Consider the following 14,012-nt stretch of genomic DNA (forward strand, 5'->3'; position numbering starts at 1 on the left):
ATTCGGGCGTCAGCGCACCAGTCGCGCGGCCAGCGCCTTGGCCTGCAACGCCACGTCGGTGACAGCGGTGCTTTCCCACCACATGCCACGCAGCGGCGGGCCCATGGCGAACAGGCGGTTCGAGACCCGACCCTCTTCATCCAGCACCGCACCGTCCACCGCCGCCGCGATGCCCAGCGCCAACGGCCCCGGGCGAACCAGACCGCGCGCCAACAATTGCTGTGGCAAAGGTCGCGCGACCCGGCGCCAGTCGTATTCGATGCCGCTGGAATTGATCAACACCGCGCCCTGCACCACGCGGGTCTCAGCCTTACCGCGAGGGCGAATACGGATACTCACCCCGCCATCCGACGCCAATTCAAGACCCTTGTAGGACGCAGCATGAATGCGCAATCGCCCTTCCCGGTGCAGACGCTCGACCAGTTCCGCGCTCAGCGGCGGTGAACGATGGTGATGACTTTCCCACCACGGTCGCACATGCCGTACGAACTGCCGGCGCTGCGCATCGCTGGCCTGACTCCATAACCGGCCGATGTGCGCACGCACGGTGTCCAGCGGCGCCTGCCAGTCGATGCCTTGGGCGATGGCGTCGCGGCAATGCCGACGCAATTCGCGCAATAGCTGGCGCGGTGTGCGAATGCTGTGATCCTCGGCGAGGAAGTCCACCCACGCGGGCGGTTGCCGACGAACATGAGGCAGCAGCCCGTGCCGGGAAAACACCTCGATCGGCCCGCGATGCCCGGCCTGCTCCAGCGACACCACAGCATCGACCATGGTCAGGCCGGAGCCGATGATCAGCACCGTCGATTGCGGATCGAGCTGACGCATGGCCCCGACATCCCACGGATCGAGCGCCGCCGCGTTGAGGCCGCTGGAGTCTTTTTGCGGTGTGCGGGCAGCCGGGAACATACCGGTCGCCAACACCGCATAAGCGCCCCGCAGTTGCTGGCCGTCACTCAAGGTGAGCTGCACGCAATCGCTGGAAGCCTGAACATCGACAACTTCGGCCCGTACATGCTCGACTGTCGAACCCTGTTGCGCACCCACCTGCTGCGCTTCGGCCAGACGCTGCTGGACGTACACGCCGAACAGCCCCCGAGGCGGAAACAGTTCGCTGACCGGTGCATGTTGCTGATCCGACTCCGGCCAGCCACCGCCAGCGATGTGATCGGTCAGCCATTGAGTCAGGTCATCGGCATTGTCCGGATCGACGCTCATCCGCGCCGCATTGCCGTTGAGCGTGTGGCCCAGCTCCACCGCGCTGTACGCTTCGCCCCGGCCCAGTTCGGCCCGGGGCTCGATCACCAGAATCGTTCTGCGCCCCGGCAAACGCAGCAATTGCACCGCCAGCATCGTACCGCTGAGGCCGCCGCCGACAATCAGAATGTCGGCGTGACGGGTGGCGGTTGTATCGGTTTGAGTCATGCCGTTCTCGCAGCTGAGGATATGCTCGGGCCAGTGTCATTCAGACGCCGCGAAGACGTCTAGACAGACGCGACCTTTTTCTCCTGCAGATGCAGCTCGCCGAGGTTTCGATAGCCGCTGCCCGGATGGATCTCCGGCAGTCTCGGCCCTTCGCCAAACAGCTTCTCGCGCAAGGTTCCCGGCGCGTACTCGGTCTTGTAGACACCGCGCTTCTGCAACTCCGGCACCAGCAATTCCACGGCGTCGATGAAGGTTTCGTGGGTCAGCGCGTAGGCGAGGTTGAAGCCGTCGACGTCGGTTTCGTCGACCCATTCCTGCAACAGGTCCGCCACCGTTTCCGGGCTGCCGACGAACAACGGGCCGAAGCCGCCGATACCGACCCAATCGGCCAGTTCGTTGGGGGTCCAGACCTTGTTCGGATCCGCTGTGGAAAACGCTTCGACCGCCGACTGAATCGCGTTGGTGTGTACGTGTTTGAGCGGTTCGTCCGGTTTGAAGCGGCTGAAGTCGATGCCGGTCCAGCCGGAAATAAGCGCCATCGCACCTTCGTAGCTGACCCAGGATTTGTATTCTTCGAACTTGGCTTTGGCCTTGGCGTCGGTCTCGCCGAGGATCACGGTTTGCAGATTGAAGATCAGGATCTTCGACGGATCGCGCCCGGCCTCGGCGGCGCGGCGGCGGATATCGGCCACCGTTTTCTTCAGCAGCACTTTCGACGGGGCAGCGACAAAAACGCATTCGGCATGCTCGGCAGCAAACTGCTTGCCCCGGCTGGAAGCACCCGCCTGATAGAGAACCGGCGTGCGCTGCGGCGACGGTTCGCAGAGGTGAATGCCCGGCACCTGGAAGTGTTTGCCGTGGTGGCGGATCTCGTGGATCTTGCTCGGGTCACTGAAAATCCGCCGCTCGCGATCCCGCAGGATAGCGCCCTCTTCCCAACTGCCTTCCCACAGTTTGTAGCAGACCTCCAGGTATTCCTCGGCGAAGTCGTAGCGCGCGTCATGTTCGGTCTGAGCTTGCTGGCCGATGTTCTTCGCACCGCTCTCCAGATAAGAGGTGACGATGTTCCAGCCGGCACGGCCCTTGGTCAGGTGATCGAGGGTCGACAGGCGTCGGGCGAATGGATACGGATGTTCGAAGGACAACGAGGCGGTCAGGCCGAAACCCAGGTGCTCGGTGACCAGCGCCATCGGAGGAATCAACTGCAATGGGTCATTGACCGGCACCTGCGCCGCCTGCCGGATCGCCGCTTCGCCATTGCCGTTGTAGACGTCGTAGATGCCCAGCACGTCGGCAATGAACAAACCGTCGAACTTGCCGCGCTCGAGGATTTTCGCCAGATCGGTCCAGTACTCCAGATCCTTGTATTGCCAGGAGCGATCCCGAGGGTGAGCCCACAGGCCCGGCGACTGATGGCCGACGCAGTTCATGTCGAAGGCGTTGAGACGGATTTCGCGGGGCATCAGACGGCACTCCCGATTGTCAGGAGGCGTTTGAAGGTGTGAATTGAGACGGTCATGTGAGGCGACTCCGTTGTTTCCGGATGAGGATCCAGAACCCGTAGCAGGAGTCATGCCTTAATATATTTAACTTATTTATCAATAGGTTGAGATAACAACCTAAAGCAGTCTGCACGCAGGATGGAGCAAACTGTTTATCCGCTGTCGGCCCTGCAACAGTCAGATCACCACATTGCGCACGAAGCGCGCGGCCACTTCCCCGTCATTGCGATAGGTGTGCGGCTGATTGCTGGCGAACATGAAAAACTCCCCGGCGGCGATCTGCTGGGGTTGATCGCCGAGCATCAGCGTCAGGCAGCCTTCGAACACAAAGATCTGTTCGCTCCAGCCCTCGGCGTCCGGTTGCGAGGGATAGACCTCACCCGGTTGCAGGCACCATTCCCACTGCTCCACCGCGCGGGTGGCATTGGCCTTGGATAGCAAAACGGCTTTGCTGCCGGGGATGCTGCCGGCCCAGGCAAGTTCGTTGATACGGCCCGGATCGCGATTGTCCGGGGCCTGGATGAGATCGCTGAAGGCCACTTCGAGGGCTTCGGCGACACGGTCGAGGGTGGTCAGGCTGACATTCTTCTCGCCGGCCTCGATGGCCACCAGCATCCGTCGGCTGACCCCGGACTTTTCCGCGAGGGCGGTCTGGCTCATGTCGGCGGCGTGGCGCAGGCGTCGGACATTCTGGCTGACGTGTTGCAGGACCGAAGCCCGCTGAACGGAATCTTTGTGCACTATATTGCTCACTGGCTGGGGTTGGGCAGTATACTGCGCAACATTTGGCGCATTGTGCGTCTCCTCCTCAAAAGTGCGCAAGGTCATGACGTCAGCCAACTCCCCTCAAACTCCCCTGCGATTTTCCCGGTTCAGCAAAGCCGAGTGCGTGCTGGTGTTGATCACCATGCTTTGGGGCGGCACCTTCCTGCTGGTGCAGCACGCGATGACCGTCAGCGGCCCGATGTTTTTCGTCGGTCTGCGCTTTGCCGCCGCAGCTGGCATTGTTGCGCTGTTCTCCTGGAAACACCTGCGGGAACTGACCCTGTTCGAATTCAAGGCTGGCGCCTTTATCGGCGTGGCGATCCTGCTCGGTTATGGCTTGCAGACCGTTGGGTTGCAGAGTATCCCAAGCAGCCAGTCGGCGTTCATCACGGCGTTGTACGTGCCGTTCGTGCCGCTGTTGCAATGGCTGGTGCTGGGCCGGCGCCCGGGTTTGATGCCGAGCATCGGCATCATGCTGGCGTTTACCGGGCTGATGCTGCTTTCCGGGCCGTCCGGGGCTTCGCTGAATTTCAGCCCCGGTGAAATCGCCACGCTGATCAGCGCCATCGCGATTGCGGCCGAAATCATCCTCATCAGTAACTACGCCGGGCAGGTGGATGTGCGCCGAGTGACGGTGGTGCAACTGGCGGTAACCTCGGCCCTGTCTTTCTTGATGGTGGTGCCGACCGGCGAGGCGATTCCGGATTTCTCGTGGTTGTTACTGAGCACTGCCCTGGGCCTGGGCGCGATGAGTGCGGCGATTCAAGTGGCAATGAACTGGGCGCAGAAAAGTGTTTCGCCGACCCGTGCGACCTTGATTTACGCCGGTGAGCCGGTGTGGGCCGGGATCGTCGGGCGCATCGCAGGAGAGCGTCTGCCAGCGATCGCATTGATAGGTGCGGGGCTGATCGTGGCGGCGGTGATCGTCAGTGAATTGAAGACCAAAGGCAAAGAGACACAAACGGTCACGGAAGAATTGGAACACGAGACCGAAGGCTAAACGGGGTTTTTACGGCTACTTTGTAGGATTCAGAGACATCCTCGCGTTTGGCGATCCGGGAGCTGGCACGTATGATGCTTCACAAACTTCCGCAGATTAGAAGCCTATGTCCCTGATAGTTCTACTGCTTCTGCCTTTTCTGGGCAGCTGTCTGGCAGCCGTGCTGCCGCACAACGCACGTAACGCCGAATCCCTGCTGGCAGGTCTGGTCGCACTGATCGGCACTGTCTCGGTCGCGCTGCTGTACCCGCAGATCGCCCACGGCGGCGTGATTCGCGAAGAATTCACCTGGCTGCCCAGCCTGGGCCTGAACTTCGTCCTGCGCATGGACGGCTTCGCCTGGCTGTTCTCGATGCTGGTGCTGGGCATCGGCACCCTCGTTTCCTTATATGCCCGTTATTACATGTCGCCGGACGATCCGGTGCCGCGCTTCTTCGCGTTTTTTCTGGCGTTCATGGGTGCCATGCTCGGGCTGGTGATCTCCGGCAACCTGATCCAGATCGTATTTTTCTGGGAGCTGACCAGCCTCTTCTCGTTCCTGTTGATCGGCTACTGGCACCACCGCCACGACGCGCGTCGTGGCGCGTACATGGCGTTGATGGTCACTGGTGCAGGGGGATTGTGCCTGCTGGCGGGGGTCATGATCCTCGGCCATGTGGTCGGCAGCTATGACCTGGACAAGGTCCTGGCCGCCGGCGATCTGATTCGCGCACATGCCCTCTACCCCATCCTGCTTCCCCTCATTCTTATCGGCGCCCTCAGCAAAAGCGCCCAGTTCCCCTTCCACTTCTGGCTGCCCCACGCGATGGCGGCACCCACACCGGTTTCGGCGTACCTGCACTCGGCGACCATGGTCAAGGCCGGGGTTTTCCTGCTGGCCCGTCTGTGGCCATCGCTGTCCGGCAGCGAAGAATGGTTCTACATCGTCAGCGGCGCCGGCGCTGCTACGCTGTTGCTCGGCGCGTACTGCGCGATGTTTCAGAACGATCTCAAAGGGCTGCTGGCCTACTCGACCATCAGCCACCTCGGCCTGATCACGCTGCTGCTGGGTTTGAACAGTCCGCTGGCCGCTGTGGCGGCGGTGTTCCACATTCTCAACCACGCGACCTTCAAGGCCTCGCTGTTCATGGCCGCCGGGATCATCGACCACGAAAGCGGTACCCGCGATATCCGCAAGCTCAACGGTCTGTTCAAACTGATTCCCTTCACCGCCACCCTGGCGATGGTCGCCAGTGCGTCCATGGCCGGCGTGCCGCTGCTCAACGGTTTCCTGTCCAAGGAGATGTTCTTCGCCGAAACCGTGTTCATCAACGCCACCGCCTGGGTTGAAACCAGCCTGCCGATCGTCGCGACCATTGCCGGGATGTTCAGCGTTGCCTACTCGCTGAGATTCACCGTCGACGTATTCTTCGGCCCGACCGCCACCGACCTGCCGCACACCCCGCACGAACCGCCGCGCTGGATGCGTGCACCGGTGGAACTGCTGGTGTTCACCTGCCTGCTGGTGGGGATTTTCCCGGCCCAGGTGGTCGGCCCGTTGCTCGCCGCTGCCGCCTTGCCGGTGGTGGGCGGCGTGCTGCCGGAATACAGCCTGGCGATCTGGCACGGCCTCAATGCACCGATGATCATGAGCCTGATCGCCATGTCCGGTGGCATCGTGCTGTATCTGCTACTGCGCAACCAACTCAAGCGCGGCCGCTTCAAGTATCCGCCGCTGGCGGGTCGCCTTAACGGCAAGCGAATGTTCGAACGCAGCCTGGTGGCGATGATGCGCCTGGCTCGACGCCTGGAGCGACGAATCGGCACCAAGCGCCTGCAAGCGCAATTGTTCCTGATGGTGCTGGCGGCGGTGCTGGCCGGGCTGATCCCGATGCTGCACAGCAGCCTGAGCTGGGGCGACCGGCCGAAGATTCCGGGCTCGATCGTGTTCGTGACCCTGTGGCTGCTGGCAATCGCCTGCGCCCTGGGTGCTGCGTGGCAGGCCAAGTATCACCGTCTCGCCGCACTGACCATGGTCAGTGTCTGCGGCCTGATGACCTGCGTGACCTTCGTCTGGTTCTCGGCACCGGATCTGGCCCTGACGCAACTGGTAGTCGAAGTGGTGACCACCGTGCTGATCCTGCTTGGCCTGCGCTGGCTGCCACGGCGGATCGAAGAGGTTTCGCCGCTGCCAAGCAGCCTGCGCAAGGCGCGGGTTCGACGTCTGCGCGACTTGCTGCTGTCGATTGCCGTTGGTGGCGGCATGGCGCTGCTGTCCTACGCGATGCTGACCCGGCAGACGCCGAACGACATTTCCTCGTTCTATCTGAGTCGCGCCCTGCCCGAGGGCGGCGGCAGCAACGTGGTCAACGTGATGCTGGTGGATTTCCGTGGTTTCGACACCCTTGGTGAGATCACAGTGCTCGCCGCCGTGGCACTGACCGTGTTCGCCCTGCTGCGTCGCTTCCGCCCGCCGAAAGAAAGCCTGCAACTGCCGGCCCAACAGCGCCTGCTCGCCCCCGACGTGGTCACCGATCTGGTCAACCCGCGCTCGGCCAGCGATACCGCGCTCGGCTTCATGATGGTGCCGGCGGTGCTGGTGCGCCTGCTGCTGCCGATTGCGCTGGTGGTGTCGTTCTATCTGTTCATGCGCGGGCACAACCAGCCGGGTGGCGGTTTCGTCGCCGGTCTGGTGATGTCGGTGGCGTTCATCCTGCAATACATGGTCGCCGGCACCCAGTGGGTCGAGGCGCAAATGAGCCTGCGCCCACTGCGCTGGATGGGCACCGGCCTGCTGTTCGCCACCGTCACCGGGCTTGGGGCGATGGCGGTCGGGTATCCATTCCTCACCACCCACACCTGGCATTTCAGCTTGCCGCTGCTGGGTGATATCCATATCGCCAGCGCGCTGTTCTTCGATATCGGCGTCTACGCCGTGGTGGTCGGCTCGACTTTGCTGATCCTCACCGCCCTCGCCCACCAATCAGTCCGGGGCCATAAAACCGCTGCCGCCAAAGGAGCCGTCTGATGGAAGAAGTCATCGCAATCGCCATCGGCGTGCTCGCCGCGTCCGGGGTCTGGCTGATCCTGCGACCACGGACGTTCCAGGTGGTGATGGGCCTGTGCCTGCTGTCCTACGGCGTCAATCTGTTCATCTTCAGCATGGGCAGCCTGTTCATCGGCAAGGAGCCGATCATCAAGGACGGCGTGCCGCAGGACCTGCTCAATTACACCGACCCGCTGCCCCAAGCGCTGGTGCTGACGGCCATCGTCATCAGCTTCGCCATGACCGCATTGTTCCTGGTGGTGTTGCTGGCCTCACGGGGCCTGACCGGCACCGACCACGTTGACGGAAGGGAGCCCAAGGAATGACGGCGATGACTCACCTGATCGCCGCACCGATTCTGCTGCCGCTGCTGACTGCCGCCATCATGCTGATGCTCGGCGAAAAGCACCGTCCGCTGAAGGCGAAAATCAACCTGTTCTCCAGCCTCCTCGGCCTCGGCATTTCGGTGATGCTGCTGCAATGGACCCAGACCACCGGCGTGCCCGGTTCGATTGGGGTTTATCTGCCGGGCAACTGGCAGGTGCCGTTCGGCATCGTGCTGGTGGTCGATCGTCTGTCGGCATTGATGCTGGTGCTGACCGGAATCATTGGCGTCAGCGCCCTGCTGTTCGCCATGGCCCGCTGGGACGGCGCCGGGTCGAGCTTCCACGCGCTGTTCCAGATTCAGTTGATGGGGCTGTACGGCGCGTTCCTGACCGCAGACCTGTTCAACCTGTTCGTGTTCTTCGAGGTATTGCTGGCCGCGTCCTACGGTTTGCTGCTCCACGGCTCGGGCCGGGCCCGAGTGTCGTCGGGGCTGCATTACATCTCGATCAACCTGCTGGCGTCGTCGCTGTTCCTGATCGGCGCGGCGTTGATCTACGGCGTGACCGGCACGTTGAACATGGCGGATCTGGCCCTGAAGATCCCGCTGGTGCCGGAAGCCGACCGTGGCCTGCTGCACGCCGGCGCGGGAATTCTGGCCGTGGCGTTCCTGGCCAAGGCCGGCATGTGGCCGCTGAACTTCTGGCTGGTGCCGGCCTACTCGTCGGCCAGCGCGCCAGTCGCGGCGATTTTCGCGATCATGACCAAGGTCGGTGTCTACACCTTGCTGCGCCTGTGGACGCTGCTGTTCTCCGGCCAGGCCGGCGCTTCGGCGTATTTTGGCGGCGATTGGTTGATCTACGGCGGCATGGCGACCATGGCCGGCGCGGGCGTGGCGATCATTGCCGCGCAACGCCTGGAACGCATGGCCAGCCTGAGCATTCTGGTATCGGCAGGGATTCTGCTGTCGGCCGTGGGTTTCGCCCAGCCAAACCTGATCGGCGCCGCGCTGTTCTATTTGGTCAGCTCGACCCTGGCGCTGAGTGCGCTGTTCCTGCTGGCCGAATTGATCGAACGTTCGCGTACCGCCATCGAAGTGCCGCTGGAAGATGAAAACGAACTGCTGCCACGTCCGCAGGAATGGCAGCGTCCGGTCAAGGGCATCAACCTCGACGACGATCAGAAAGCGGTGGTCGGTCAGGTGATCCCATGGACCATGGCGTTCCTCGGTCTGAGCTTCATTGCCTGCGCGCTGCTGATTATCGGCATGCCGCCGCTGTCCGGCTTCATCGGCAAGCTGAACCTGATCGGCGCCCTGCTCAATCCACTGGGCCTCGGCGCAGGCGAACCGATCTCGAATGCCGCCTGGGGCTTACTGGCCTTGCTGATTCTTACAGGCCTCGGCTCGCTGATGGCGTTCTCACGCCTGGGGATCCAGCGCTTCTGGTCGCCAGAGGAGCGCCCGTCGCCGCTGCTGCGCAAACTGGAATGCACACCGATTTTCCTGCTGCTCGGCCTGAGCATCGCGCTGACCTTCAAGGCTGAACCACTGCTGCGTTACACCCAGGCAGCGGCCGATGCCCTGAACAATCCGCAGCAATACGTAATGGCGGTACTCGGCACCCGCGCCGTGCCGAGCCCGGAAGCCAAGGCTGCGCTGCTGGAGGTGCAACCATGAAGCGTCTGTTTCCGGCTCCGTGGTTGTCGCTTGCGCTGTGGTTGCTGTGGCTGGTACTGAACCTGTCGGTCAGCCCGGGCAACCTGCTGCTGGGTGCCGTACTCGGTTTCTGCGCCCCGCTGATGATGCGCAAATTGCGCCCGCAGCGGATTCACATCCGCCGCCCGGGCACGATCCTGCGATTGTTTCTGCTGGTCGGGCGTGACGTGATCGTCTCGAACCTGCAGGTGGCCTGGGGCGTGCTCAACGCCGGTCGCCGCCCGCCTCGCTCGCGCTTCATCAAGGTGCCGCTGGACCTGCGCGACGCCAACGGCCTGGCAGCATTGTCGATGATCACCACGGTTATTCCCGGCACAGTCTGGTCGGAACTGGCGCTGGATCGCAGCATTCTGTTGCTGCACGTCTGGGATCTGGATGACGAGGCGCAGTTCATCCAGCACTTCAAGGTCACTTACGAGCGGCCGTTGATGGAGATTTTCGAATGAGCCCGCTGCTGTCGAACGCGATTCTGCTGACGCTGTTCCTGTTTTCCCTGGCCATGGTCCTCACGCTGGTGCGCCTGTTCAAAGGCCCGTCGGCGCAGGACCGGGTACTGGCGCTGGATTACCTGTACATCGTCGCCATGCTGATGATGCTGACCCTGGGGATTCGTTATGCCAGTGACACCTACTTCGAAGCGGCGCTGCTGATCGCGCTGTTCGGCTTCGTCGGCTCGTTTGCCCTGGCGAAATTCCTCCTGCGTGGCGAGGTGATCGAATGAACGCTGAACTGTCTTTGTGGGTGGAAATCCCGGTGGCAATTCTGCTGGTGCTCAGCGGTATTTTCGCCCTGATCGGTGCGACCGGCCTGCTGCGGATGAAGGATTACTTCCAGCGCATGCACCCGCCGGCGCTGGCCTCGACCCTCGGCGCGTGGTGCGTGGCGCTGGCCTCGATCATCTGTTTTTCCGCACTCAAGTCCGGGCCGGTGCTGCACGCATGGCTGATCCCGATTCTGCTGTCGATCACCGTGCCAGTGACCACCCTGCTGCTGGCGCGGGCGGCATTGTTCCGCAAGCGCATGGCCGGGGATGACGTGCCGGCCGAGGTCAGCAGCCGGCGTACTGAAACCGGCAGCTAGATCCAGGCGACAGCCAACAGCCCGGCTCCCAATATCAGACACAGCGGCGAGTAAACCCAAGTGTCGAGCCGGGCAAACCTCGATCCCTTCACTTCCTTGAAAAAACCCACCAGCTCCGAATCGCCGATCGCCCGCGCAAACATCAACAGCGCAATCGCGCTGATCACCCATTGCAGCGCCCAGTGATGCACGGCGGGCAGCCACCACCCCACTCGCATGCACACCAGTGCGGCAATCAGTAGCAGAGCTGCCGCCACCACCAGCGTGATCCAGCCTGACGGCTTGAACGCAGGCCTGAGGGTCAGCCCGCCGTTATCCACCGGAACCTGCGGCACCACCGCAACGGCCGCCCACTGCCCACCCATCGCCCAATACACATGCATCAGGCTGATCACCGCGAATGTCGTCACCAGCCATTGAGCCAACACAAAGGTCATGGTCGAGAATCCTTGAAAGGGATTTGAACAAAACATCCTAGTCGGCATTTTTCCATGTGCACGACCGATCGGCGGTGCGGTAAAGTGCCGCCCCATGAAATTCACCCGTACCGATCGCTCACTGCTGGCCTGGATGCTCTATTGCTGCGTCCTGTTCAACGTGTTCGCCTGCAGCATCGGTCACGGACAAATGGTCGGTATGCAGCTCAACGGTATCGGCGGACAGTTCTGTGCCGTCGACCCGAGCACCCAGGCGCCGCTCGCCTCAAATCCCGCCGAAGAAAAACTGCCGACCCTGGCCAAAGCCTTCGGCTGTCCGCTCTGCTCCACCGGAGGCATGGGCCCGGCGTTCAACTCCAGCCTGACCCTGGCGATTCTGCCGGAACAACACAGCCCGCCGCTGCCGGCCATCGTCAGTGCCGACCTTCCTGCCCGCTTTATCTGGCCTTCGGCCAATCCCCGCGCCCCGCCGCTCGCCTGAGTGCCCTTGCCTTTTTGATCTGTCAGCCCACTGCGCCAACGCGCGGCGTTCGCCTGTGCGCTGACTCCGAGAACAAGCATTCAGGATTCAATCAATGAAACAACTTACCTTGCTGGCGAGCCTGTGCGGCTGCCTGTCCGTCAACGTCTGGGCGCAATCCACCGTGGATCTGGCGCCGATCACTATTGACGGCGAGTCCGGCGCCGAACCCGGCCTGAGCCTCGACCAGTCCAGCGGCATGGCCTCGCGCCTCGGCCTCAGCGTGCGTGACACCCCGGCCTCGGTGGCCATTGCCAACCGCAGTGACATCGAACGTCGCGGTTCGCAAAACTTTCAGGACGCGGCCAACACCTTGCCGGGTGTGAACGCCAGTGCACCGCCGGGCTTTGGCGGATTCGTCTCCTATCGCGGTTTCACCAGCAGCCAGATCACCCAGATGTTCAACGGCGTCAACGTTTCCGGCGGGCTGGCGCGCCCCGTGGATTCATGGATTTATGATCGGGTGGAACTGGTCGGCGGCCCGTCATCGTTGATCAACGGCGCCGGCTCGGTCGGTGGTTCGCTGAACTACGTGACCAAACTGGCCACCCGCGACGAGCAAGCCATCGAAGGCCGGGTCAGCTATGGCACCTACGACACCACCGAAACCGCGTTCGGCCTCAATCACGCGCTGACCGACCCCGGCGCCGACGTGCAGCACTACGCGCGTCTCGACGTCAGCCACAACACCAGCAACGGCTACATCGACCGCCAGGAACGCGATGCCTGGAGCGCGGCGTTCTCGTTGCTCAGTGACCTGACGCCGAACCTGTCGCACACCCTGGCCCTGGAATATCAGGACGAACACGAGGACAGCCCGTACTGGGGCACGCCGGTGCTCAGCCCCAAGGCCGGCGAGTTGAAGATCGACAAGCACAACCGCTTCAACAACTACAACGTCGAGGACGGCCGCTACGAGCAGCGGACGATCTGGGTGCGCTCGATCATCGATTACCGGATCAACGACAGCACCACCCTGCGCAACACCCTCTATCACCTCGACAGTCAGCGTGATTACCGCAACCTGGAAACCTATCAATACAACGCCGACAACAGCGCGGTGAACCGCTCCACTGCGTATCAGGTGCGACACCAGGGCGAGCAGAACGGCAACCAGTTCGAACTGCGCCACGACAACACCCTGTTCGGCCTCCACACCACCTGGTCCGGCGGATTCGAGTACAAGGTCAACCAGACCACCAACTCGCCGCTGAACGTCAAAGGCGCCAGCGCGGTGGACCCGAACAACTACCGACCGGGGCATTTCTATGACATCCCCGGAACGATGCCGGGTTTCGTCAGCGACAAGACCAACGAAGTCACGACCAAAGCGCTGTTCGGCGAAAACCGCCTGGCACTGACCGACAAGCTCTCGCTGCTGACCGGTCTTCGCTATGACGACATCGACCTCGACGTGACCAACCATCGCACTGTGACCGCGAGCAACCCGCGTCATTTGAAGCGCAGTTGGGAACCGGTCACCGGGCGTGTCGGCCTGACGTATCAGTTCATTCCGTCAGCCAATGTGTACGTGCAATACAGCACCGCCGCCGAGCAACCCAGTGGCACCCAGGACTTCGACGTCTCGACCGGCAAACAATGGGAAATCGGCAGCAAGTTCGACTACCTGAACGGGCGCGGTTCGGCGACGGTGGCCGCCTACACCATCGAGCGCAAGGACTTCGCAGTGACGGATCCACTGGACCCGACCAGCAGCATTCCGGTCGGCCAGCAGACTTCGAAGGGCATCGAGATTGCCAGCTCGCTGCGGATCACCGACAAGTTGCTGGCCGAAGGCAACTTCGCCTGGGTCGATGCGCAATACGATGAGTTCAACGAGAAGAACGCCGCCGGTGTGGTGGTTTCGCGCAAGGGCAATACACCGACCAACGTGCCGGACCGGGTCGGCAATCTGTGGCTGACCTACGATTTCTCGCCGCAATGGCAAGGCGGGGTCGATGCACGGTACGTGGCGTCGGTGTTCGCCGACACGGCCAACACCATGACCGTGCCGTCGTACACGTTGTTTGGCAGCTTTCTCAGCTACAAGGTGGACTCGCACACAACTGTGACCGGACGGGTGCGCAACCTGACGAATGAGGTGTATGCCGAGTTCGCCCATGTGTCGCCGGCGTATTACCTCGGCACACCGCGCACCTTTGAGCTGGCTGTGCAAACCCGCTTCTAAAAGCTTCGCGGGCAAGCCCGCTCCCACAG

General features: G+C 62.5%; 13 protein-coding genes. 9 read left to right on the forward strand and 4 right to left on the reverse strand.

Annotation, left to right across the window (positions count from 1 at the left end; translation table 11 throughout):
- Window positions 1-9: 9 nt before the first annotated feature.
- The 3 genes from ACEN93_RS04890 to ACEN93_RS04900 all read right to left on the reverse strand — a co-directional run bounded on the left by ACEN93_RS04890 (window position 10) and on the right by ACEN93_RS04900 (window position 3,668).
- Window positions 10-1,425 (reverse strand): FAD/NAD(P)-binding protein, encoded by a 1,416-nt coding sequence (locus ACEN93_RS04890; RefSeq protein WP_074688696.1) that lies wholly within the window; start codon window positions 1,423-1,425, stop codon window positions 10-12.
- A 59-nt stretch (window positions 1,426-1,484) separates the two neighbouring features.
- The gene (locus tag ACEN93_RS04895) at window positions 1,485-2,888 is read right to left on the reverse strand and encodes an LLM class flavin-dependent oxidoreductase (protein WP_134333921.1); all 1,404 of its coding nucleotides are present in this window, start codon (window positions 2,886-2,888) and stop codon (window positions 1,485-1,487) included.
- 216 nt (window positions 2,889-3,104) lie between these two features.
- A complete protein-coding gene (locus tag ACEN93_RS04900; RefSeq protein ID WP_039767012.1) occupies window positions 3,105-3,668 on the reverse strand; it encodes a helix-turn-helix domain-containing protein in 564 nt (187 codons plus the stop codon).
- An 85-nt stretch (window positions 3,669-3,753) separates the two neighbouring features.
- On the opposite strand from ACEN93_RS04900, the gene ACEN93_RS04905 reads away from it, so the two are divergent.
- From ACEN93_RS04905 to ACEN93_RS04935, 7 genes are all read left to right on the forward strand, one after another.
- A complete protein-coding gene (locus ACEN93_RS04905; RefSeq protein ID WP_085667583.1) occupies window positions 3,754-4,692 on the forward strand; it encodes a DMT family transporter in 939 nt (312 codons plus the stop codon).
- A 106-nt stretch (window positions 4,693-4,798) separates the two neighbouring features.
- Window positions 4,799-7,699 (forward strand): monovalent cation/H+ antiporter subunit A, encoded by a 2,901-nt coding sequence (locus ACEN93_RS04910; protein ID WP_039767016.1) that lies wholly within the window; start codon window positions 4,799-4,801, stop codon window positions 7,697-7,699.
- Window positions 7,699-8,043: a Na+/H+ antiporter subunit C gene (locus ACEN93_RS04915; protein WP_003192163.1), complete on the forward strand. Its 345-nt coding sequence runs from the start codon at window positions 7,699-7,701 to the stop codon at window positions 8,041-8,043. The genes ACEN93_RS04910 and ACEN93_RS04915 overlap by 1 nt, the downstream gene beginning before the upstream one ends.
- Complete coding sequence (locus ACEN93_RS04920; protein ID WP_414882851.1) at window positions 8,040-9,719, forward strand: monovalent cation/H+ antiporter subunit D; 1,680 nt, start codon at window positions 8,040-8,042, stop codon at window positions 9,717-9,719. Before ACEN93_RS04915 ends, ACEN93_RS04920 begins: the two co-directional genes overlap by 4 nt.
- Window positions 9,716-10,204: a Na+/H+ antiporter subunit E gene (locus tag ACEN93_RS04925; protein WP_039767025.1), complete on the forward strand. Its 489-nt coding sequence runs from the start codon at window positions 9,716-9,718 to the stop codon at window positions 10,202-10,204. Before ACEN93_RS04920 ends, ACEN93_RS04925 begins: the two co-directional genes overlap by 4 nt.
- Window positions 10,201-10,479, forward strand: a complete 279-nt coding sequence (locus ACEN93_RS04930; protein WP_011334688.1) for a K+/H+ antiporter subunit F — start codon at window positions 10,201-10,203, stop codon at window positions 10,477-10,479. Before ACEN93_RS04925 ends, ACEN93_RS04930 begins: the two co-directional genes overlap by 4 nt.
- Entirely contained in the window at window positions 10,476-10,838 is a 363-nt protein-coding gene (locus ACEN93_RS04935; RefSeq protein WP_064379433.1) for a Na+/H+ antiporter subunit G, read from the forward strand. Before ACEN93_RS04930 ends, ACEN93_RS04935 begins: the two co-directional genes overlap by 4 nt.
- Here the strand turns inward: ACEN93_RS04935 and ACEN93_RS04940 are convergent.
- The gene (locus ACEN93_RS04940; RefSeq protein WP_074688700.1) at window positions 10,835-11,275 is read right to left on the reverse strand and encodes a DUF3995 domain-containing protein; all 441 of its coding nucleotides are present in this window, start codon (window positions 11,273-11,275) and stop codon (window positions 10,835-10,837) included. The genes ACEN93_RS04935 and ACEN93_RS04940 overlap by 4 nt on opposite strands.
- A 94-nt stretch (window positions 11,276-11,369) precedes the next feature.
- On the opposite strand from ACEN93_RS04940, the gene ACEN93_RS04945 reads away from it, so the two are divergent.
- Together ACEN93_RS04945 and ACEN93_RS04950 are read left to right on the forward strand one after the other, a co-directional pair.
- Window positions 11,370-11,756 carry a DUF2946 domain-containing protein gene (locus ACEN93_RS04945; RefSeq protein ID WP_011334690.1) on the forward strand — a complete coding sequence of 129 codons (387 nt, stop codon included), beginning with the start codon at window positions 11,370-11,372 and terminating at the stop codon, window positions 11,754-11,756.
- A 94-nt stretch (window positions 11,757-11,850) separates the two neighbouring features.
- A complete protein-coding gene (locus ACEN93_RS04950) occupies window positions 11,851-13,983 on the forward strand; it encodes a TonB-dependent receptor (protein ID WP_495611134.1) in 2,133 nt (710 codons plus the stop codon).
- Window positions 13,984-14,012 lie beyond the last annotated feature (29 nt).

Source organism: Pseudomonas sp. Pseusp21, from assembly GCF_059492145.1.